Annotated in this window: 20 protein-coding genes; 8 read left to right on the top strand and 12 right to left on the bottom strand. The window is 52.9% G+C overall.

Annotated features, from left to right (window positions below):
- Positions 1 to 221: 221 nt before the first annotated feature.
- The 5 genes from KHS78_RS06010 to KHS78_RS05990 form a co-directional block, all read right to left on the bottom strand.
- On the bottom strand, positions 222 to 710 hold the full coding sequence (locus KHS78_RS06010) for a DUF11 domain-containing protein (protein ID WP_211826148.1): 489 nt from the start codon (positions 708 to 710) through the stop codon (positions 222 to 224).
- A 286-nt stretch (positions 711 to 996) separates the two neighbouring features.
- Positions 997 to 1,896, bottom strand: a complete 900-nt coding sequence (locus tag KHS78_RS06005) for a hypothetical protein (protein WP_211826147.1) — start codon at positions 1,894 to 1,896, stop codon at positions 997 to 999.
- A gap of 168 nt (positions 1,897 to 2,064) precedes the next feature.
- Entirely contained in the window at positions 2,065 to 4,485 is a 2,421-nt protein-coding gene (locus KHS78_RS06000) for a TcfC E-set like domain-containing protein (protein ID WP_211826146.1), read from the bottom strand.
- A gap of 251 nt (positions 4,486 to 4,736) precedes the next feature.
- Positions 4,737 to 5,300 (bottom strand): hypothetical protein, encoded by a 564-nt coding sequence (locus KHS78_RS05995; protein WP_211826145.1) that lies wholly within the window; start codon positions 5,298 to 5,300, stop codon positions 4,737 to 4,739.
- A 324-nt stretch (positions 5,301 to 5,624) separates the two neighbouring features.
- Positions 5,625 to 6,593 (bottom strand): hypothetical protein, encoded by a 969-nt coding sequence (locus KHS78_RS05990; protein WP_211826144.1) that lies wholly within the window; start codon positions 6,591 to 6,593, stop codon positions 5,625 to 5,627.
- A gap of 664 nt (positions 6,594 to 7,257) precedes the next feature.
- Between KHS78_RS05990 and KHS78_RS05985 the strand changes: the two genes are divergently transcribed.
- Complete coding sequence (locus KHS78_RS05985) at positions 7,258 to 8,208, top strand: hypothetical protein (RefSeq protein ID WP_211826143.1); 951 nt, start codon at positions 7,258 to 7,260, stop codon at positions 8,206 to 8,208.
- A gap of 209 nt (positions 8,209 to 8,417) precedes the next feature.
- Positions 8,418 to 8,882 carry a tRNA (uridine(34)/cytosine(34)/5-carboxymethylaminomethyluridine(34)-2'-O)-methyltransferase TrmL gene (gene trmL, locus KHS78_RS05980; RefSeq protein WP_211826142.1) on the top strand — a complete coding sequence of 155 codons (465 nt, stop codon included), beginning with the start codon at positions 8,418 to 8,420 and terminating at the stop codon, positions 8,880 to 8,882.
- Between the two features lie 61 nt (positions 8,883 to 8,943).
- On the opposite strand, the gene secB is transcribed toward trmL, so the two are convergent.
- From secB to KHS78_RS05960, 4 genes are all read right to left on the bottom strand, one after another.
- Positions 8,944 to 9,438: a protein-export chaperone SecB gene (gene secB / locus KHS78_RS05975; protein WP_211826126.1), complete on the bottom strand. Its 495-nt coding sequence runs from the start codon at positions 9,436 to 9,438 to the stop codon at positions 8,944 to 8,946.
- Between the two features lie 85 nt (positions 9,439 to 9,523).
- Positions 9,524 to 9,778: a glutaredoxin 3 gene (gene grxC / locus KHS78_RS05970; RefSeq protein ID WP_211826118.1), complete on the bottom strand. Its 255-nt coding sequence runs from the start codon at positions 9,776 to 9,778 to the stop codon at positions 9,524 to 9,526.
- Positions 9,779 to 9,804: 26 nt separating this feature from the next.
- Entirely contained in the window at positions 9,805 to 10,221 is a 417-nt protein-coding gene (locus KHS78_RS05965) for a rhodanese-like domain-containing protein (protein WP_211826116.1), read from the bottom strand.
- Positions 10,222 to 10,320: 99 nt separating this feature from the next.
- Positions 10,321 to 11,052, bottom strand: a complete 732-nt coding sequence (locus KHS78_RS05960; RefSeq protein ID WP_211826114.1) for a class I SAM-dependent methyltransferase — start codon at positions 11,050 to 11,052, stop codon at positions 10,321 to 10,323.
- 182 nt (positions 11,053 to 11,234) lie between these two features.
- Here KHS78_RS05960 and gpmM point away from each other — a divergent pair, with 182 nt between their 5' ends.
- The 3 genes from gpmM to KHS78_RS05945 all read left to right on the top strand — a co-directional run bounded on the left by gpmM (position 11,235) and on the right by KHS78_RS05945 (position 15,721).
- A complete protein-coding gene (gpmM, locus tag KHS78_RS05955) occupies positions 11,235 to 12,782 on the top strand; it encodes a 2,3-bisphosphoglycerate-independent phosphoglycerate mutase (protein ID WP_211826112.1) in 1,548 nt (515 codons plus the stop codon).
- A gap of 121 nt (positions 12,783 to 12,903) precedes the next feature.
- The gene (locus tag KHS78_RS05950; RefSeq protein ID WP_211826110.1) at positions 12,904 to 14,049 is read left to right on the top strand and encodes a murein hydrolase activator EnvC family protein; all 1,146 of its coding nucleotides are present in this window, start codon (positions 12,904 to 12,906) and stop codon (positions 14,047 to 14,049) included.
- A 205-nt stretch (positions 14,050 to 14,254) separates the two neighbouring features.
- Positions 14,255 to 15,721: a S41 family peptidase gene (locus tag KHS78_RS05945; RefSeq protein WP_281417003.1), complete on the top strand. Its 1,467-nt coding sequence runs from the start codon at positions 14,255 to 14,257 to the stop codon at positions 15,719 to 15,721.
- 273 nt (positions 15,722 to 15,994) lie between these two features.
- On the opposite strand, the gene KHS78_RS05940 is transcribed toward KHS78_RS05945, so the two are convergent.
- Positions 15,995 to 16,426 (bottom strand): hypothetical protein, encoded by a 432-nt coding sequence (locus tag KHS78_RS05940; RefSeq protein ID WP_211826108.1) that lies wholly within the window; start codon positions 16,424 to 16,426, stop codon positions 15,995 to 15,997.
- An 88-nt stretch (positions 16,427 to 16,514) separates the two neighbouring features.
- On the opposite strand from KHS78_RS05940, the gene KHS78_RS05935 reads away from it, so the two are divergent.
- Positions 16,515 to 17,003, top strand: coding sequence for a DUF3592 domain-containing protein (locus KHS78_RS05935; RefSeq protein WP_211826106.1), 489 nt, complete (start codon positions 16,515 to 16,517; stop codon positions 17,001 to 17,003).
- A gap of 115 nt (positions 17,004 to 17,118) precedes the next feature.
- Positions 17,119 to 17,718: an LOG family protein gene (locus KHS78_RS05930; RefSeq protein ID WP_211826105.1), complete on the top strand. Its 600-nt coding sequence runs from the start codon at positions 17,119 to 17,121 to the stop codon at positions 17,716 to 17,718.
- Here the strand turns inward: KHS78_RS05930 and KHS78_RS05925 are convergent.
- Positions 17,700 to 18,107 carry a hypothetical protein gene (locus KHS78_RS05925; protein ID WP_211826104.1) on the bottom strand — a complete coding sequence of 136 codons (408 nt, stop codon included), beginning with the start codon at positions 18,105 to 18,107 and terminating at the stop codon, positions 17,700 to 17,702. The two genes, KHS78_RS05930 and KHS78_RS05925, sit on opposite strands and share 19 nt — an antisense overlap.
- 213 nt (positions 18,108 to 18,320) lie before the next feature.
- Here KHS78_RS05925 and KHS78_RS05920 point away from each other — a divergent pair, with 213 nt between their 5' ends.
- Positions 18,321 to 18,959, top strand: a complete 639-nt coding sequence (locus KHS78_RS05920; RefSeq protein WP_211826103.1) for a YqiA/YcfP family alpha/beta fold hydrolase — start codon at positions 18,321 to 18,323, stop codon at positions 18,957 to 18,959.
- Between the two features lie 322 nt (positions 18,960 to 19,281).
- Here the strand turns inward: KHS78_RS05920 and KHS78_RS05915 are convergent, their stop codons facing one another.
- Entirely contained in the window at positions 19,282 to 20,265 is a 984-nt protein-coding gene (locus KHS78_RS05915; protein ID WP_211826102.1) for an integron integrase, read from the bottom strand.
- Between the last annotated feature and the right edge of the window lie 410 nt (positions 20,266 to 20,675).

Genomic DNA, 20,675 nt, shown 5'->3' with positions numbered 1-20,675 from the left:
AACGACTGACCTGTCATGACGGCAATCCACCGGCGGTCTTTCAGCGTATAAGCAGCCACCCGCACTTTAAAAAGGCAGGTACAGAAAAACATTCATCATGTATCAGGCAAACAGCCCCACCAGGCGCAAACCGGTCGTCTACGCCGTCATTAAATCGATGTAAGCTGAATGGTTCCTTAACAGAGAGGCTGATTCACTCAGATTCAGGGTGTAAAAATGGGTTATTTCACCTGAACCCGGTACGTGAATGCCTGTTGCTCTGCAGGCTGGATGGGGTTCTCTGCCAGCCAGCGGATGTTTGTGTATTCCGAGACCGGAATATCCGTCATCCACAGCTTGCCCTCTGCGGTTTTTCTTAACCGCTTGATGGGTTCATGCTCCCAGGTTTTGCCGCCATCAATGCTGGCTTCAAACTGGCTTTTTACCGGTGTTGCTGCAGACGCAGCGACATAGGCCGTATTATCCGGCACCGGGACAGAGATGGTTAAAGCGGATAGTGGGGACGCCTGTGTATTTTTGTAGGTCATCCGGTATTCAATAACATCCCCCGGCCCGGCTTCACCCGCTGGCTTGAGGACTTCATTATTCTCTTGCTGCTTGACCAGCCACGCACTCATGTGGCTTTCCAGTGCATCTGCATTGGCCGTGGCTGCAGCCGTTAAGAGCGCTGTCAGAAGAACAGCTTTTATCCTCTCAGTTATCTTAGTCATCACTCTGCCCCACTTACTCTTTATTGACGGTTATTTACATTAATAGGCAGCATCCTATCCCGCCACATTCCGCGAGCCTATCGTCAATAACCGCAATAGCCTCAATAAAAGTTGAATTATTACAATGAGAGCCTTTACAAAAGATAGCCTTCACAAATAACAGACCACTTTCGTTCAGAAAGTGCTACAAAAAGAAACGAAGCCGTCTACATCTAAGACGCCCCTGCGCAGCACGCTTGCAGTGAAACCAAAAGGGAGCGGCTCAACGCTCCAGAATGACACTCACTCACATGGCCTCTATTTCGATGGTCACCTTATCGGTATATACACCCGCCGGCTTGCCGGTTTGTTCACGTTTCTTAACGACAACCTTCACCTCCATGTTATCGCCATCAAGACAGGTTCGACTCAACGCGCCATTCCAGACTTCATAAGCCTGATTGGGGACAATCACTTGCTTTTTTTTCGGGGCACTTGTCGCACGTATATGGACGTCATAAGCGATGGATGCAGTGTCCGGACCGCTGAGAGAAAAGTTTCCCCCTTCTCCCCAGGCGCGAAGCCTGAACATACTTCCTCCCTGACTGAAAACACAGAATGGGCGATAACCACTGTCGACATCCTTTCCTCCATCGCTGGACAGTGCAATATCCTCAAGGCCGGAGATCCTGACCCTGGACGGGATTTTCAGATCAACATCAAACCGGGCTGTATCTTCACTGGATATCAGATTGGATTCCCACCCTCTCAAATTCATTTTTGCGCTGTAGGTACCGGGCAAAGCACTATCCAACGCCATTGCATCCACTTTAATCCGGAATTCGGCATCAACCGGGTATCGACTGCCGGGATCAAAACTCCCGTGATCATTACCATCAGCAAGGTCTGCCACCTTATTGCTGCCCTGAGAAAACAGGACACTGACCAGTTTAAGATTCGGGTTAACATCGCCAGTATCACGGGTAAAGCCAAAATCCGAGGCTCGCAGGTAATAATCTTCACCACTGTACGGCCACCAGCAGGATCCCCAGCCATAACAAGACTGGAGACTGAAGGGAATCACACCCTCCAGATCACCTTCATCCCAGGTTCCCAGATCAAAGGTGTAGACCGACTCACCGATATTAAACCAGGCCATTCCCGGTAGGGAGAAAACCGTCAGCAACAGGCACAGGAAGATACGCATACAACTCTGACATCATGCAAGAGGAACGATAAGGGTGATCAACAACACAATCAGTGCTTGGTGTTATTCACTTGCGGCGGCGACATATACATGACAAATCATCAAAACACCATGCCGTTGACGGAAATCATTTGGCAATCTGGAAAGATAAAACCACGCAGCCAAGACCTACTGCGCCACTGCAGGCTCCACCACATTCTTGCTAATGGCCATCTGCCCTTCCAGCACCGGTGCACAATCCGCATCCGCCAGATCAATGGAACCCATTTGTTGAACATAACCACTGTCAGGCGTCGGAACAGGTACGCTGCAAAGCCAGCCGTTATCCAGCTCAACATTGATGTTGCCGGTGTCCGCCCGGCTTTCCAGCTGGAACAGCCCCATGTCATCGGACTGGGCTGGATACAGCCCACCATTGATACGGACATCGGTCAAAGGCTCACCGCCAAACAACAGGCGTCCAAACAACAGTTTCAGGGCAATGGCTTCGTAATCCATTGATACAACGTTGCCCGGATACAGAGTTACGGTCCGCTCACGCTCATCAAAATCGTACAGGGTGGACGCACTCGGACTTAAGCTGATCCGGTACTGCCGATAAGGCGACAGTGGAATCACCGAAGGTCTTCCAACGACAGCATAACCGCGACGCTGACCGTCTATCTTCACATCGAAGATATCCCCTTCATTGCCGTCTACATTAACAACCAGCGCACTCTCGGCCTGACGCTCCCCGCCCACGGCAAGATTATCACCATCGGTCAGGAAACTGGTGCTGAAGCTGGCGGAATAGGAGGTGGTAGAGTCGGTCTTGCCACTGACATGGTTCAAGTTCAGGTCGCCGCGGCCCCAGCTGTTGCCGACCTGCACACGGGCGTCATAACGTTCGTCACCGGAGCCGGCTTCTGCACCGACATCAGCACGCACCGTGCTGTCAAACAGCTCCCGATCATCCCAGCTGGCCGCAAGGCGCAGGTTTTCCGTGCGATCACGGTCACCGGCAGTATCGCGGTATTCCGCCCGCGGCGTGGCACGCCAAGTCCAGCGGTCATCACGCAGACGGAATTCAAAACTCATCAGAGCAACATCCGTATCACCGGAACGGCTGAGCCCCATGCTCATATCAATATCGTAATCCGAAGTGCGGAACATATTGACCCGGTAATCCACGGCATGGGTTCGCGTGGTGTCGCCATCATCCTGCCGGCTGTCGCTGTAGCGGTAGCTCATCGTTCCGGTGATAAAAGGGAAGCTGACAGAGACATTGCTCTGTTCAAATCCACTCCCCAGCAGGGAAGGACGATCCGTCTCATCGTCAGTGGTTGTCGCCGTATCGTCATCTTTCCAGAGACGACGATAACTGGCATTGGTGGAAACCTGCCCATAACGCAGCCGGGTAATCAGGTTAAAACCATAATCGCCGTTATTCGCCAGCATCACGGAGGGCGAGAGTTCGTACAGGTAGCCGAGATTGAAAAGCCCCAGTTCCACCAGACTGTCATCATTGGTCGCCGCCATGGCGACAGTACCCGCCAGGGTATCGGCAAGACGACGACTGACGCCGGCACGGGTTAACCATTGCTCTGTGGAGGTCGGCAGCGTACTGCCACTGCTACGATCCAGTACGCGCCCGGTTTCTGCAAAATACTGCCACTCCCCTTCCGGCGGGAGCTGGAACTGCTTGGCAAAGAAACGGGTTTCCTGGCTGATCACATTACCGCCCTCATCCAGAATACGTATCTCGATATCGTAGGCACCGGAAGGAAAGGCCGACGTATCCAGCTGCTGGCTACCGGCCTCAAAGAAATAGGAAGTGATCAGGCGATCGTCCCGGCGGATTTCGACGCGTCCCCGGGTCGGCAGAAACACGTCCAGCGGTGTGCCACCGGTGTAATCCGTATCTTCGCGGGTGTTATCTGACGAAGCGATCCGCGTACCTAACAAGGTACGGTCAGAGGTGAAACTGAGACCAAAGGCGCTGCTGCCAACGATCCCGGCATTGTACTCAGTCCCTTCAAAGTTACGGCGTCCGTAGAGGTCATTGACCTGAAAGTCCTGGTTTTTGGTGTAATCCCAGTTGAAATAGACGCTGTTTTCACGATACGCGAACTGGCTCAGGCCGCTGAGCGTGTAGTCATCGTCACTGTCTGCGGCATCGGAACCGGACCATGCACCGCTGACGTTTTGCAGCAGAGACAAACCAGCATCAGACGGCGGCAGATATTTACGCACCTCCGCATCCCGTGTCAGCAAGAAACGACGGTTAACGAATATATCCAGACGGAAGCGGTTTTCATCAAAGATAACGCCTGCAACGGTGGGATCGAGCAAGCCGCAGTTTTTGGCATCACGTGTTGGACAAACGTCGCCGCTGTGGGTTTCTAGCTCGCCAGTCAGGGTGGCTTCAATCAGCGAAGGATCATTGATATTGCCGATCAATCGCACTACTGCCGTTGGATCAGACAGGCGTATCATCTGCGGGCTGAACGTCGCGATCTGGGAAGTCAGATAGCGATTGCCGTAGTAAATATCGATCAATGAACGCTGAGGCTTGGCCAGATCTTCGAAGCCGGCAGGAGCTTCATTCATGGCCAGGAAAACAGGTTGTTTAGCAATAACGGGGGACATGTACAAAGCAGACAGCAAGCATAATGGCAGGTATACACCTCCATCAACAAGCCTTGTTCTCTGCACATTTTTCATAATTAAAATAAATACCCGTTACCACAATGTAACTTCTTCTTTGTGAATCAATAAATCCGCATTATTGATTTTTTAATGAATCAAGTGGTCGATCATTGACCGACCACTTGTTCAAGAACATGACAATTCACAGACTATTAGTTTGGACTGACAAGCAAATTAACATTCGCTACGTAAGTACCACTAGGGGCACCAGTAGGATCAATCGTTACCCGGATATTTGCATTTTCACCGATACAAGCTGTATTACTGGGATCAGGCTGACTCACCAATGTTCCAGCATTCAATCCGCCGGCTAGGGCACTGATTGATCCACCGCTGATCAGAGTCTGATAGTCGTTTCCGGTATTATCCTTCGTATCACTGAATTCAACCGTGTAATCCAAAGTGTCACTAGCACCGTTGGTCAATTGTGTATCACTGCCTGTTGCAATAATGTCATACTGACCATCGGTTGATGATGTTGCATCATTCGTGAATATGCACAGATTGATATCTGCCTGCTGCTGTGTCGTAGCGCCATCGGTATCAAAGAAAAAATCTTCTAACCCCCAGATTCGTACACCACTGGCATGAACCAGTTTGATATCAAAATCGCCGGTTGATGTTGCCCCTAAGTCACCATCATCAGCAGCCATTGCACCACTTGATGCAGCACCCAGCGCTAACGCCACAGCTAACGTCTTCAACCCTTGTCTCATTGTTTCACCCTCTTCACTCAATGGTTTTTATACGGACAGACCCGATCAACTTATGTGTTTTCCCTTACAACCCATTCTTCCATTTTGTGATACACATCACAATATTCAAATTACCATTTATTGACACAGAACTTCACAAAAAGCGACATACTAGAGCTACCGTACAACTGAATGTAGTCTTTATTGGCGTGCAACGCACAACAGTACTAATTAAAGTACGATGCGCTATATATCTTCTCAGCGGAAATGATGTGCCTGCCACTCATTCATCAGCCGATACAGAAACGCAGCATGCTCATACGCTCAGCAGAGTGTGAGCCCTGCTTATCCGGGCTCGACAGTGAGATAAAGCGTGCCGACATACACACCAGCTGGCTTATTCGCGATCCAGCTATCCAAAACGACAATGCGAACCTTGGTATTCGTGCCCCCGTTACAATTCAAACTGCTACTGCCATTATTCGCATTCACCCAGTCGCCTGGATCAACGGTGATGTTATTGTTTCCATTGCTGGATAAACGAACACGGTATTGAATGGCATCACCGGGCTGCGTCAGTCGAAATGGATCGTTTTGCCCCGGTCCGCCACTGGCGCGAATGCGGTAATCTCCCCCACCTGTGACAAAGACACAGAAAGGCTCCTCCTGACGGTAACGGTTATTGTTGGCATTCCGCTCAGTCAACACCATATCGTCCAGGCCACTGATTTTGATCAGGCGGGGCAAGCGCACCGTAAAATTTACATTGCCATGATAGCCTGCTGAATCCTGCCCAATATCCACATTGAATGAACCGGTATACGTCCCCGGATTCGCACTTTGCAGATCATCCGAAGACACTTCAAACCGCAACCATGCCTGCGAATAAGGGTCATCATTACAAGACAACGCACCCTGCTGATCAGAGGTCAGGTTATTCGGCCCCGGTGATTCCCAGACAGACCCACCACTGACCGGCGCACCACCGCGCCACTGGAAATTGACCGGCAGTGCACTACCACCATTTTGCAGAACAAATTCGCCATTACTGCTATCGCCATCCACCTGTACATCAAACATCAAGCGGCTCCATTCGCTGGGATTGCTCGTAAGTGATGACGTGGTATACGACAAAATACAGTATTCCTGTTCCCCAAAAACGACGCTTCCCGTCCCGACAACATCCTCGTTCTGAATCACAATATCCTGATTTTCCAGGCCGACAACATCAGTGCAGCGGTAACCATTGCTGATACTGTCACAGTCAAGGGCGGCACAGGCAAAGCCTGAATACAGACCAAGACTCACAGACATAACCATCAGCCTTGCCAGTGCCTGACACCTTTTCTCTGTCAACCGATACCAGATCATCACGCAACCGAAGTGTTTTCGCTGAATGTTTTTTATTGTTGTCGTAGTACTACAAAGCATATATTAAGCCAGTGTCGTTAGTTAGCCACCAATCTCCTTTTATTCACGTGCCACATGGGCTCATAGCTGCCATTCCGGTACTTTCATGCTGGCCCCCATCAAGCCAAAGCACAAAACAGCATTTCCCGCTATGACCCTGAGTGTCAGTTTTTTGCCAGTAAATTGTCAACCACTTCACATTTTATGACAGCACTCTGCCTAATGGCCGAACCACTCGTATTACAAGCGAAGCGTGATCGATAGCTTTGATCGATCCCCGTCACGTTTAATGCGATGATTGAATCCTCTCTGGAGACATAAATAGAACAGTAGCCGTATATATTTGACGGTGATACGTCACTCATGCAGGCTCATGGCCATGTATTGCTTGTGTGTCCGGCAATCCGAACCTATTAAAGAGCCAAAAACGCCACTTATGGCAACATACACACCGAGTCTAATACGTCTTTTGTCGTTCATAGTTCTATTGCTAATCGTTACGACAGAAGCCACGGCCCTTACCTGTGATCCTCTCTCCTCACCGGCGGCCTCGCCACGCACGCGCGACATGGCCTTATCCGTCTGTGAAAACAGCGCCAAACGAAACGACTTATCAACCTATACCGCCAGCTGGCCCAGTGATGGTCAACTAACAGGCACCATCCCCTTCCAGATTCGATCCTGCGGTGATTATTACTGCAACCGGGCGACGCGTTTCACCCTGCGCAGCAATAGCGTGACACTCTCCAACGGCACATCAGAAATCCCACTGACCGTAAAGGTTCGCCAGCTTCATACCGGTACCACTCTGACCTTCCCAGACAACCGCACGTGTGGCAGCGGTGCTGCCAGCTGCCCCTTTCAGGGCGCCGGCAGACAAACCAACCTCAGTCCGGATTACTGCGAATCCTGCGTTAACTTTGAGTTGCTTATCAGTGCAGACCTCGACGCACTGCTGAGCAGTGGTACGCTGACCCAATCCGGCCAGCACAGTGGCACACTGGTCTTTCGGATTGATCAGGCTATCGAATCATCCAACACCGGCAGTGGTGATTCTGGCCACGAGCGTGATGTAAGCTTAACGATGCAGCTCAATGTGCCTGACCTGCTGCAAATCAGTGGTCTCAGTGATATAACGATGACGCAAAACAGCCCTGTCAGCAGTGGCAATTATCTGGCAACCCATGAATTCTGCGTGTATCGCTCAGGCAATGGCAAATTCAAGATCCAGGCTGAAGGGACAGGGGTTTCCACCGGCAGTGCGTTCAGGCTCAGCGGCACATCACAGTCAGTCGAATACCAAATGCGTGTTGGCCGCATCGGCCGACAACCGGTCAGCTACTTACAAGGAGACACCAAATCCCGTGGACACTGGCGAGGGAACTGCCCACCTGCCAGCAATAACCCTTCTGGGAATACCAATATGTTTCTGGAAATACGGGTGAACCAAGCTCAGGCAAACAGCCTCCCTGCCGGCATTTACTCGGACACTATGACCCTCATCGTCATGCCAAACTGACTGATATTCTGTCAAATGCCGTCAGATTGTGTTGTACATCGAGATGCAAAATAGTGTCACTTTATTTACTGCAGCCCAATTATTACCCATCCATATTCAGCCTTACTTCCCCCCATCAGCATTATCTCCAGAAGACGTTATTCATCTCATGCCAGTGATGCCATTACACTATGGACTATCCAACTTTTAACTTGTGACAGTACTTCACTATGCTCCACGTTGTTCTCTACCAGCCGGAAATCCCCCCCAATACTGGCAACATTATCCGGCTGTGCGCCAACACCGGGTTCAGCCTGCACCTGATCCGCCCCTTGGGATTCGCACTGGATGATAAGCGCATGCGCCGCGCGGGACTGGATTACCATGAGTTTGCCGCCCTGCAACTGCACGACAGTTATGAGGATTTTTGTGAAGCGGTAAAACCCGGCAAGGTCTATGCCCTCAGCACCAAGGGCACCACCGGTTATACAACACCGGAATTCCAGCCGGGCGACGCCCTGCTGTTTGGCCCGGAAACCCGGGGATTACCGGTCGATCTCAGGGAATCACTCCCCAAAGAGCAGGTCTTGCGTTTACCGATGCAGGCTGACAGCCGCAGCATGAACCTGTCCAATACCGTCGCGGTCGTATTGTATGAATCCTGGCGACAGCTGGGATTTAAAGGCGGGATGTAATCAAGGAAGGTATAGGTGAGAAATACACAGGCGGCATCTGTACCGCCTGTGTTCATACGTCTTACTGAACGGACTCAGCCGCTGCTTCCTGCTGGGCCTGTTGCATGGCCTGAGCATAGAGCGCGTCAAAGTTGACCGGCGCCAGCATCAGGGCCGGGAAGCTGCCACGGTTGACCATGTTGTCCACGGTTTCACGGGCATAGGGGAACAGGACGTTCGGGCAGAACGCACCCAGGGTGTGATGCAGCTGCGCGGCATCCAGGTTACGGATCAGGAAGATACCCGCCTGCTCCACTTCCACCATAAAGGCAGTCTCTTCACCGTTGGTGACGGTCACGGTCAGCGACAGCACAACTTCATACAGACCTTCTTCTTCCAGCGCTGTATTGGTGGTGTTGAGATCCAGCTTCACTTCCGGCTGCCACTGAGACTTGAACATCTTCGGTGACTTGGGCGACTCAAAGGAAAGGTCCTTGATGTAAATGCGCTGCAGGGCAAATTGCGGCTGCTGTTCCTGGCTTTGCTGCTGTTCCTGGCTTCGCTGATTGTCGGCCATGATGGTTTCCTTCTTGTAAAACCGGTTCTCTGTTTAAACGTGGGCTTGCCTGTCTGGGCAGGCCACCTCGTTGCGTTGGTGGCAGCTAGGCGGCCAGCAGGTCATCCAGCTTGCTGGCAGCGTCGAGGGCATACAGGTCATCACAGCCCCCCACATGGGTGTCGCCGATCCAGATCTGCGGCACCGAGGTGCGCCCGGCCCGTTCGGCCATTGCCTGCCTGACTGCCAGCTGACCATCCACGCTGATCGTCTGATAGCTCAACCCTTTGCTGTCCAGCAACGCCAGCGCCCGCTGACAGAATGGACAGTAATCAGAACTGTATATGATGACGTCTTGCATGGTTTTCTTTTATGACCAACGTGTTATCAGGCCTTGACCAGCGGCAGATTTTCGCCCTGCCAGGTGCCCAGGCCGCCTTTAAGACGTTTGACATTGGTGAAGCCTGCATCCATCAGCTGCTTGCCTGCAGCACCGGCATGCTGGCCCATGGTATCGACGACCACGACCGGCCGTTCCTTGTACTTGTCCAGTTCAGACAGGCGCTCTTTCAGCTTGGCGGCAGGAATGTTGACGGCATCAACGATATGCCCTTTGGTGAAATCCTTCTTTTCACGGACATCCAGCACCAGAGCATCGTCCCGGTTGATCAGTTGGGTCAGTTCCTGGGTGGTGATGGTCTGGCCGCCCTTGCGCATCTCAGTAATCATCAGCAACACCAGCAGGACGACAAACAGGCCTACCAGCACCGGGTGGTTAACAGCAAATTCAATGAATTGTTCCATGGAAACTTTTATTCACGTACTCATCAAGAAAGCCGCAAGTATACAGGCTAGAGAAACTTTTTCATCTGCTCTGATGGCCTGCCATATTCGGTGTATTACCTACTCAGCCAGAGCCTCCTCGACCGGCTCCAACAATAACGCCGCCCAATTGCCACAATCGTGCACGACTGTCGTTTTCCAGCCTGTGGCCTTCCCCCAGATCCGGTACTGTTCAATGGTGACAGGAAAGTCGGATGTAGAAACATGTTCGTGCACCAGATCGGCCATCTCCCGGGTAAAACCCTCGAACCCTGAATAGTGCACCATTACATCATGGATGAAGCCTTGCAGATCCTGACCAGGTTTCAAAAAGTGATCCACCAGCACCAGGCACCCGTTATCAACCAGACGTTGGCGACCCAATATAAGGAAACGCTGCTTGTCCTGTTCAGACAGGTGATGCACCGAAAAACTGGCCAGAATGATATCCGCACGATCGTCATATCGCTGTAATCCCTGAAGCAAATCCATGCATTGCAAGGAAACGGTACACTCCTCTACATTCAGATTATCCTGTGCACTGCTTAGCATGCCTTCACACAGGTCAACGCCAGTATACGCCCCAATCTTGTGTCCCTTCGCCAGCTGAAGCGCCATGGATGCATCACCACACCCCAAGTCCAGAAAATCACAAGGATGATGCGTAAGCCTGCCTGCCAGAAGCGGCCGTAGCCGCGAAATGAAATCCTGATGGAACATCATATTCTGGCGAACCAGCAGCGCATAAAGCGCCTGGCACGTCCTGAAAAAACGAATAGCCTGATCATCTTCCGGGCTGATTGCGCTGTTCAATCACCACTCCTGCTGAACATACAACGGATTCGACCGTAGAAGGATAGTCAACGCCGGCCTTTCACACTGAAAACAGTCGGCTCAACGCTATGGCGTGCCACACTGACTGAATGTGCCATGACAAATTGCACGATTAACCGTTAAAATCGCCCGCAATTTTGCTCTACCGGATACCTATTGACATGACCGCCAAGCGAAAGACCACTGCCCTGATCATCCTCGACGGCTGGGGCCATCGGGAAGACACAGAATCCAACGCCATCCTGGCCGCCCACACCCCGGTGCTGGATCGTCTGCGCCAGACCTGCCCGCATACTTTGGTGTCCGGCTCCGGCGGCGATGTCGGCCTGCCGGACGGGCAGATGGGCAACAGCGAGGTCGGTCACATGAACCTGGGCGCCGGTCGCGTCGTCTACCAGGACCTGACCCGGATCGACAAGGCCATCAAAGACGGTGAGTTTGCCCAAAATCCAGTATTGGCCGACGTTGTTGACCGCGCTGTCAGCAATAACAAGGCCGTGCATATTATGGGCCTGCTGTCCCCTGGCGGCGTTCACTCCCATGAAGATCAGATCTTCGCCATGGTCGACATGGCGGCCAAACGCGGCGCGAAAGCGGTCTACCTGCATGCCTTCCTTGATGGCCGTGACACGCCGCCCCGAAGCGCCGAGGCGTCACTGATTAAAGCGGACGAACAACTGAAACGCCTGGGTGTTGGCCGTGTCGCTAGCCTGATCGGCCGCTACTACGCCATGGATCGGGACAACCGCTGGGATCGCGTCCTCTGTGCCTATGACCTGCTGACCGCTGGCAAAGCCGTACATACGGCAGATACGGCGGTCGCCGGCCTGCAGGCTGCCTACGAGCGGGATGAGAACGATGAGTTCGTCAAAGCAACGGCCATTGTTCCCGCAGGGGCAGAGCCTGCAGTTATCTCGGATGGCGACGCCGTTGTATTCATGAACTTCCGCGCCGACCGTGCCCGGGAAATCACCCGCGCCTTTGTGGATGAATCCTTCGACGGCTTTGTGCGCGAACAGCATCCGGCACTGGCCGGCTTCATCATGCTGACCCAGTACGCGGCGAGCATTAATACGCCCTGCGCCTTCCCGCCGGAAACCCTGAGGAACACCCTGGGGGAATACATGGCCAGCCTGGGCAAAACCCAACTGCGAATCGCCGAGACTGAAAAGTATGCCCATGTCACTTTCTTCTTCAGCGGCGGACGGGAAGAACCCTACGAGGGTGAAACCCGCACACTGGTGCCGTCACCGAATGTCGCCACTTATGACCTGAAACCGGAAATGAGTGCGCCGGAAGTCACTGACAAGCTGGTCGACGCGATCAGCAGCGGTGCCTACGACCTGATCATCTGCAACTACGCCAATGGTGATATGGTCGGCCATACCGGTATCTTTGATGCGGCCGTCAAAGCGGTTCAATGTGTGGACAGCTGCGTCGGGCGCGTTGTCGAAGCCCTGGAACATTGTGGCGGTCAGTGCCTGATCACCGCCGATCACGGCAATGCCGAGCAGATGGCCGATCCTTCTACCGGCCAGGCCCATACTGCCCACACCTGCGAGCGCGTGCCGCTGATTTATGTCGGCCCCCGCAACCTGACCCTGGCCGATGGCGGCGTCCTGTCCGACCTGGCGCCCACCCTGCTGGCCCTGATGGACGATAAACAACCCGCAGAGATGACCGGCCATAACCTGGCCCAGCTTGCCTGACAGCCCCGGGGGCGCTACGCCGCCCCCATTTGCTTCCTTCTCGATACTCTACAGGGACTGTCCCTTGAGCCGGTCGATTGATCAGGCATAATTGACTTCTGTTACAGCCGCTGTTGAATCCATGAAAAAACTGACAATCCCGGTCATGCTGGCCCTGGCGCTATGCAGCCTCTCCATTACCCTGCCAGCACGTGCTGAGGCACCGGCCGAGGACAAGTCCCGGCAGCTGGAAGCGGTGAAGGCCGACATCAAGAAACTGGAAAAAACCCTCAAGGGTATCCGGAAGGAACGCTCATCGCTGGAACGTTCCCTGCAGACCAATGAAAAAGCCATTGGTAACCTGCACCGGGAGATCCGCGCCCTTGAACAGCGTCTCCGGGAGGGGCGCGCCGAACTAAAAAAGTTCAGTAGCCAGCGCCAGGGGTTAATGAAGGAAAAAGAGGCCGGGCTCCAGGCGCTGACGGTCTCACTGCGTTCTGCTTATGTGTCCGGACAGGATTCGCCGCTCAAGCTGCTCCTGAACCAGGAAGACCCGAGCGCCGTTACCCGACTTCTGACGTATCAGCGCTACTATTCTGACGCCCAGCAGGCAGTAGTTGATGACCTGCGCAACACCATTGGCCGGCTGGCAACGACTGAAGACTCACTCGCCACGGCGAATCAACGACTGGAAGACAACCACAACCAACTGGCCAGCCGTCGCGATCGCCTGACCAGCAGCAACCGGGAACGCCAACAGTTACTGGCCAAACTGAAACGGGAAGAGAGCGGCAAGGGCCAGCGACTGAACAAGCTGGCACAACAGCAAAAGGAACTGGAACAGCTGATCGCGGCCATTCTCGACATGGAAGCCTCGGCCAGCTTCGACCGCCCCTTCACCGAGGCCCGTGGTAAGCTGCCCTGGCCAGTCAAGGGGCGCGTCAAACACCGGTTTGGCCAGCACCGGGCAGACAGCACCATCCCCTGGAACGGGCTGTTTATCGAAGTCGCGCAGGCCACCACCGTGAAGGCGCCCTGGCACGGGCAGGTAATCTTTGCCGACTGGCTCAAGGGGTTTGGCCTGCTGGTGATCCTGAACCACGGCAATAACTACATGACACTGTACGCCCATAACCAGGCATTATTGCGCAATGTCGGCGACTGGGTATCTGCCGGTGACGACATCGCGGAAACCGGCGCCACCGGCGGTAACAACGACATGGGCCTGTATTTTGAGCTTCGCAAAAATGGCAAGCCCATCAACCCATCACAGTGGCTGGTTCGCTAAGCCAGACGACAGATTATTTCGACGGACTAGTCCCGTTTCCTGATAACGCTATACTTTTTTTATTGCCGATTGCTCGCAGCGTGAAAACAGCGGTTACAAACGACGGAAAACCGCTGTTTCACCCCAGAGAATCGGCCATGACAGATGCCACCCAGCCCGGGCGACCACGCTTCCAGGGTAACAATAAAGTAAGCAGGAGCTTTCGATGACAGCCAGACGCCTAATGCCCGCCCTGAGAACAGGCAGTCTTGTGCTGGCCCTGATGGTCAGCGCCCACTCTGCCAATCTTCTGGCTGACGAACCGGCGCCACCCGCCCAGGACACTGCACCCGCTACCGCGGTTGAAACGGACCAGACTCCGGAAACCAAAGGCCGGCTGCCACTGGATGAGCTGCGTATCTTCACCGAGGTCATGCACCGCATCAAGACCGCCTATGTCGAAGACATTGACGACAAAACCCTGCTGGATCACGCCATCAAGGGCATGCTGGAAGGGCTGGATCCTCACTCAACCTACCTGGAACCCAGTGATTTCAAGAACCTTGAGGAAAGCACCTCCGGCGAGTTCGGCGGCCTCGGGATTGAAGTCAGCCTCGAAGACGGCCTGATCAGGGTCGTGACCCCCATTGATGACACCCCCGCCGAGCGCGCCGGTGTTGAAGCCGGCGACCTGATCATCAAACTGGATGACAAGGCCGTTAAGGGCATGTCCCTGAAAGACGCGATCGAACAGATGCGTGGCAAGCCCGGTGAAGCGATCAAGCTGACCATTATCCGGGAAGGCGGCAACAAGCCGCTGGAACTGACCGTAGTGCGCGACATCATCAAGGTGCTCAGTGTCCGCCAGCGCGTGCTGGAGCCCGGCTATGGCTACATTCGCCTCAGCCAGTTCCAGATGGACAGCGGCAAGGAAGTGCTCAAGGCTATCGACAAGCTGAAAGACGAACAGGACGACAAACCGCTGAAAGGCCTGGTGCTTGACCTCCGTAACAACCCTGGCGGTGTGCTGCAGGCCGCCGTGGAAGTCGCTGACGCGTTCCTGTCTGACGGGCTGATCGTCTACACCCAGGGTCGGATGGGCAATACCGACATGAGCTATAGCGCGAACCCGGACGATCCTTCCAACGGCGTCCCCCTGGTCGTTTTGATTAACAGCGGTTCCGCCTCGGCCTCAGAGATCGTGGCCGGCGCCCTGCAGGATCATCACCGTGCCGTGCTGCTGGGCACCCGCTCCTTCGGCAAGGGTTCCGTGCAAACCGTGCTGCCACTGAGTACGGACGAGGAACGCGGCCTGAAGCTGACCACCGCCCTCTACTACACCCCCAGTGGTCGCTCCATCCAGGCGGAAGGCATCAAGCCGGATATCCAGGTGGATCTGGCGCAGGTGACCCACAACCGTTCCGATAATGCCGGCTACCGCGAAGCCGATCTCCAGGGCCACCTGGAAAACGGTAACGACAAGAAAGGCAAGCAGACCAAGGGAAATAAGGCGGACGCCAAATCAGAAAAGCCCCTCGACGAGCGAGATTACCAGCTCAGCCAGGCGCTCAATATTCTGAAGGGCATGCATATCAGCCGACTGAAGGCCGATCAAAGTGACGCCACACTGATTACCCCTTCAGCACAGGCATCAGCAGATACGACGGAGCAAACGCAAGCCCATCAGCCCTGAGGGAGGCGTGTTCATTGAATAGATTGACGACGGATAACAACTATTATCCGTCGTTTTTATTTCAGCCTTTCAAATCATAAGAAGCACCTCAGCAAACACGCCAAACGCTGTGACTATGTGCGAGTGATAACAAGGCGTAGGCGGCCTCTATAAAAACACTGAAAAAAGCGGCAACCGGGGGGAAATATGGGCAAACCCTACAACAGGAAAAAAGTACAACAACAAGCTTTCACTGGCTGGTTGATTATCGCAGTCGGTTTCGCAGTCCAACTGTTACTGGAAACCTTCCTGTGGAATGAGAGCCGGCCGGATATGGCCAGTTACCTCATCGGTATTCCCTTTGCCATCGGGGGAATCATCTTCTTCCATGCCCTGCTGACTTTCATGACAGGCACGGAGCATCACCCCCTGCACCATCAGGACCAGGATGTCAGCGACGTGTATCAGGCGAACATGGTTCGGATACACCGTCATTTTAAGGTATGCGCCCTGGTTTTTCTGGTAGGAGGCGGTCTGTTCGCTGCCTTTTTCATCACGAAGATTGCGTTTTTCTCTGTTGGCTTTTTCATTCTGTTCATGGGTGTTTTCTGCCTGATGTATGGTTATCACCAATGGGCGCGCTGCCCGGCCTGCCGGCACCTGCCGATGGAATCCAGCGGCGGTAATCACCAGCGGATTCCCCTTGATCTTACGCAGTGCCCTCATTGCGGTGCTCGTATGGGTGAGGATTAACCCAATAGCCATTCAGGAACAGGAACAGGAACAGGAACAGGAACAGGAACAGGAACACAGAATGGACTCACACGAACAGGAAAAATCGATAGATAAACTCGCATCAGTTTTGGCAGGCCTGCCTGGGATTGTCTTTTTCATCATCGGCGTCGTGACAGCGTATACCCTTTTCTTTTCTGATTTATATAACGCCATGACCAGTCCAAAATGGCCCACCGCACAAGGGCAGGTGATCGATGTCGAAGAAGTGGTTCCGACCGGATACCGGAAAGGATTTCCCTACGCTAAAATCACCTACCAGTACACTGTGAAGAACACACAATACCAAAATCACTGGATACGGTTCGGCTACAACAAAGTCCACAATGGCGTCCGAAGTGATGCTGACGCTATACGCGCGGCTTATCCACTCGGCACCCTGGTCACGGTTTACCATCATCCAGATCATCCCAAACAATCCGTACTAAAACCCGGAGAGTTTCCCTGGATTGACCTGACATTTCTGCTAATTCCCGGCCTGTGCTTCTTCTTTGCCTGGCGCTTACGATAGTCAACCAACCAATGAACGGGAGCCCGTATGAGCTTTCGCCCCTTAACACTGCAGTCGACCAATCGCATCTGATACCCTTGCCTCAAAATCTCAAAGCACAGGCACGATTATTTCGATGACAACACCTTCACCTTTAAAGACCTTATGCGTTTATTGCGGTGCCAACCCCGGCCGCAACCCACTATTTACCGAACAGGCGCTGGAACTGGCAGACCGCATGGTCGAACGGGGTATCACCTTGGTTTACGGCGGCAGCAAAGTGGGCCTGATGGGCAAGCTGGCGGACCGGGTATTGGCCAATGGCGGTGAGGTGATTGGTGTAACGACCCAACACCTGATGAATCACGAAGTCGCCCATACAGGCCTGACTACTTTACATGTCGCCGACACCATGAATGAGCGGAAAGCCAAAATGCTGGAACTGTCATCTGCGGTGGTGGCGCTGCCGGGCGGCTTCGGTACGCTGGACGAACTGTTTGAAGCGCTGACACTGGCACAGCTTCGCCGTTATCAGGCGCCCTGCGGTTTATTGAACACGGACCATTACTACGACCAGCTGATCATCTTTCTGCAACATGCGGAACAACAGGGGCTTTTGGCGAGTCAAAATCTGACCCTGCTGCAGGTAGCGGAAACACCCGGAGAATTACTCGACAGGCTTGAGCATAGCGCCCATAAGCCTGTCGATGACAGCATTTACTTCGTGACAAACTGAGATTCGTTCAGGTAACGATCAAGATCCACCCGTGTCGAACCATCCCCCAGGGCATCACGGATAGCGGTCAGCATGTCGAATACCATCGGACAGGCATGGCCGCTGTCTTCCATGGGGCTGGAGAATTCAGGATCATCCAGGTCCTCTTCCTTGAGAATGGTATGAATATGCTGTGGGAGGTTGTAGTAGACATCCTTGCGCATGGAGAACTGCTTGTGGTGGGTTTCCCCGTTCATGTGAATACTTTTATGATCCACCTCGACATCAACAAACACATAGTCGCCACCTACCCCTTTGACGACACGGCAATCGATATCCATTTCTGCAACAATCTTGGCATCGGAGATTCTGGAAATCACCGCATGCCGGTGTATGACACTGTTGGCCATAACTGCCTCCCGGCTTAGCGATTTTTGGTATGAGAGGCCTCAGGATGACAACTTCTCACGCTTCAACATAAAAAAGTTTAGCTGCGTCAAAGCCGGCTTTTTTGAACCATTTGGTATATCAATCCACGGTTACATAACGGGGTTTTGACAGGCCGGGTTGTTATTGGTGGCGGTATCGCATAGCCTCAGGGTTTTGACCACGGCAGGAACGGCATGGCACCCGCAAAGCCCCTGATTATCTACATCCACGGTTTTAACAGCTCCCCGGCTTCGCACAAGGCCCAGACCTTCCTGAACTATGTCCAGACCCATGATCTGCCCTGCGAACTCTGGATTCCGGAGATGCCGGTTTGGCCCGGGGAAGCTGCGCGGATGCTACTGCAACGGGCGCTCGAAGCCAGTATTTGCCGGCCGGTGCATATCATCGGCAGCTCACTGGGGGGCTATTACGGAACCTGGCTGATGGAAAGCATTCTCGACCACTGCCCGGACTGCCCGGTGAAACTGGTGTTGATCAACCCGGCCGTGCGTCCCTACGACCTGTTTGAAGATTACCTTGGCCCCCAGAAAAACTATTATTCCGACGACGAGTATGAGCTGACCCAGGAGCATGTGGAGCAGCTGCGCCACCTGGAGATCGAGACACTCAGCCGCCCCGACAACATCCTGCTGCTGGTGCAGACCGGCGATGAAACGCTGGATTATGAGCAAGCCGTCGCCCGTTATGCCGAATGCCCGGCACGGATCGATGAAGGCGGTAGCCACGCCTATGACGGTTTTGAAAGCACCATTCCCGTTATCCTGCAATTTCTCAGCGCACACTATGTGGCAGCGGTCAGTCTTTCCGGATAGCCTGCGCTTAGCTACTTCCTTTCGTTCAAACTGTCATTGATGGAGTGTGCAGTAGCATTCCATCATCTTACAGGGGTCATACCCTGCGCCGCCCTGACGGTTCCTGCGCTTACCTGAAAGTATTTGAGTAACAGAACGCCCACGCTTCAAACAGTTAAAAAAACTGGAAAAAGCGCCAATACACGACATATATCCATTAATTTAAGCGGAACCATAGAACCACTTTTTTAAATATGCTTAGATAGGCCGGCAAAAGCTGAACATAAGTACAATAAAGAGCTATTGAGGCCCCTGCTCCCCCCCACGGCGTATTAGTGCCGGGTTAACCTTCGGGCGGTAGCGTGCCTGGCGTTTGAAACGCATCTACGGGACTATGGACGCCCCGCCCTCCCTTGTTAAGGACATGTGTGTAAATCATCGTTGTATTCACATTGGCGTGGCCAAGTAATTCCTGAACGGTGCGAATATCGTAACCGCCTTCCAGCAGATGGGTGGCAAAACTGTGACGGAACGTATGACAACTGGCGTGTTTATGAATGCCGGCCTTTTGAATCGCCTGCCTGACGGCTTTCTGAATGCTCCGCGCCTGGATATGGTGACGACCGCGATTCCCCGACAACGGATCAACACTCAACTGGTGACTGGCAAATAGATACTGCCATGCCAGTGTTTTTCCGGCATTCGGGTATTTGCGCGCCAGGGCTCCCGGCAAATGGACAAACTCGACACCTGACGCCAAAGCCTCCTCATGCAGAATACGTGAACGTTCAATATGCGCCTGTAACAGAGGAATCGACTTTTGGGGCAACAGGGTGATTCGGTCTTTTCCGCCCTTGCCTTCACGGACAGTGATTTCATGGCGTTCGAAATCGACATCCTTAACCCGCAGACGCAGCGTTTCAATCAATCGCAAGCCAGCTCCATACATCAGAAGAGCAGCAAGCAACGGCGTTCCCTGCAGATGCGCAATGACACTGACCGCTTCGTGCCGGGAAAAAACCACCGGTAAACGCTTACGACGCTTGGCAGGTAACCAGTCGTCAATAACAAGGTCTTCACGATTCAAGACTTTCTTATACAAAAAGACCAGGGCGCTTAATGCCTGTTGCTGTGTATTAACAGCCACATGCCGCTTCATTACCAGATACGTTAAAAAACGTGAAATTTCCGCACTACCTATCGATGCAGGATGACGCATCCCATTGAAACGAATGTAATGACGAACCCAACTCCAATAGGCGCGCTCTGTTTGTAAGGAATAATTTTTGGTTCGCATAGCAAGCCTGAACTGCTCTTGTAGCCGCATAACATCCACATTTGAGTATTTATTTGATGACGCACAGAAAAACTAGTTCGCCTATGCATGATTTTCAAGACTCTTCTAACACATTGATTTTATTTATTAAAAACCAGTTTTATGGAAAAGCTATGACTTATGCGAACTTGATAAATAATGAGAAAAGGCGAACTGTTTGATAAATTGACCATTTGCCTGAAGCCAGCACAACTTATTGATAATTAAGCCTTTTTATAAAAGACATATGATAAATAGACAGTATGTTATGCGAACTCGGTTCGTATAAACCTCTGTTACATGCTCAAAGCAACTCTAATGATAAAAGTGAAAATTAGGATCATGCCATATTGAAAAAGGACACAATCACTAACGTTTTCTTTCCCAAGTGGTTGGAAGACTCCTTCATTAGTTACAGTAAT

This window comes from Kistimonas asteriae (assembly GCF_018263925.1).
Lineage (GTDB): Bacteria > Pseudomonadota > Gammaproteobacteria > Pseudomonadales > Endozoicomonadaceae > Kistimonas > Kistimonas asteriae.
This window is presented reverse-complemented; position numbering and strand designations above follow the sequence as displayed.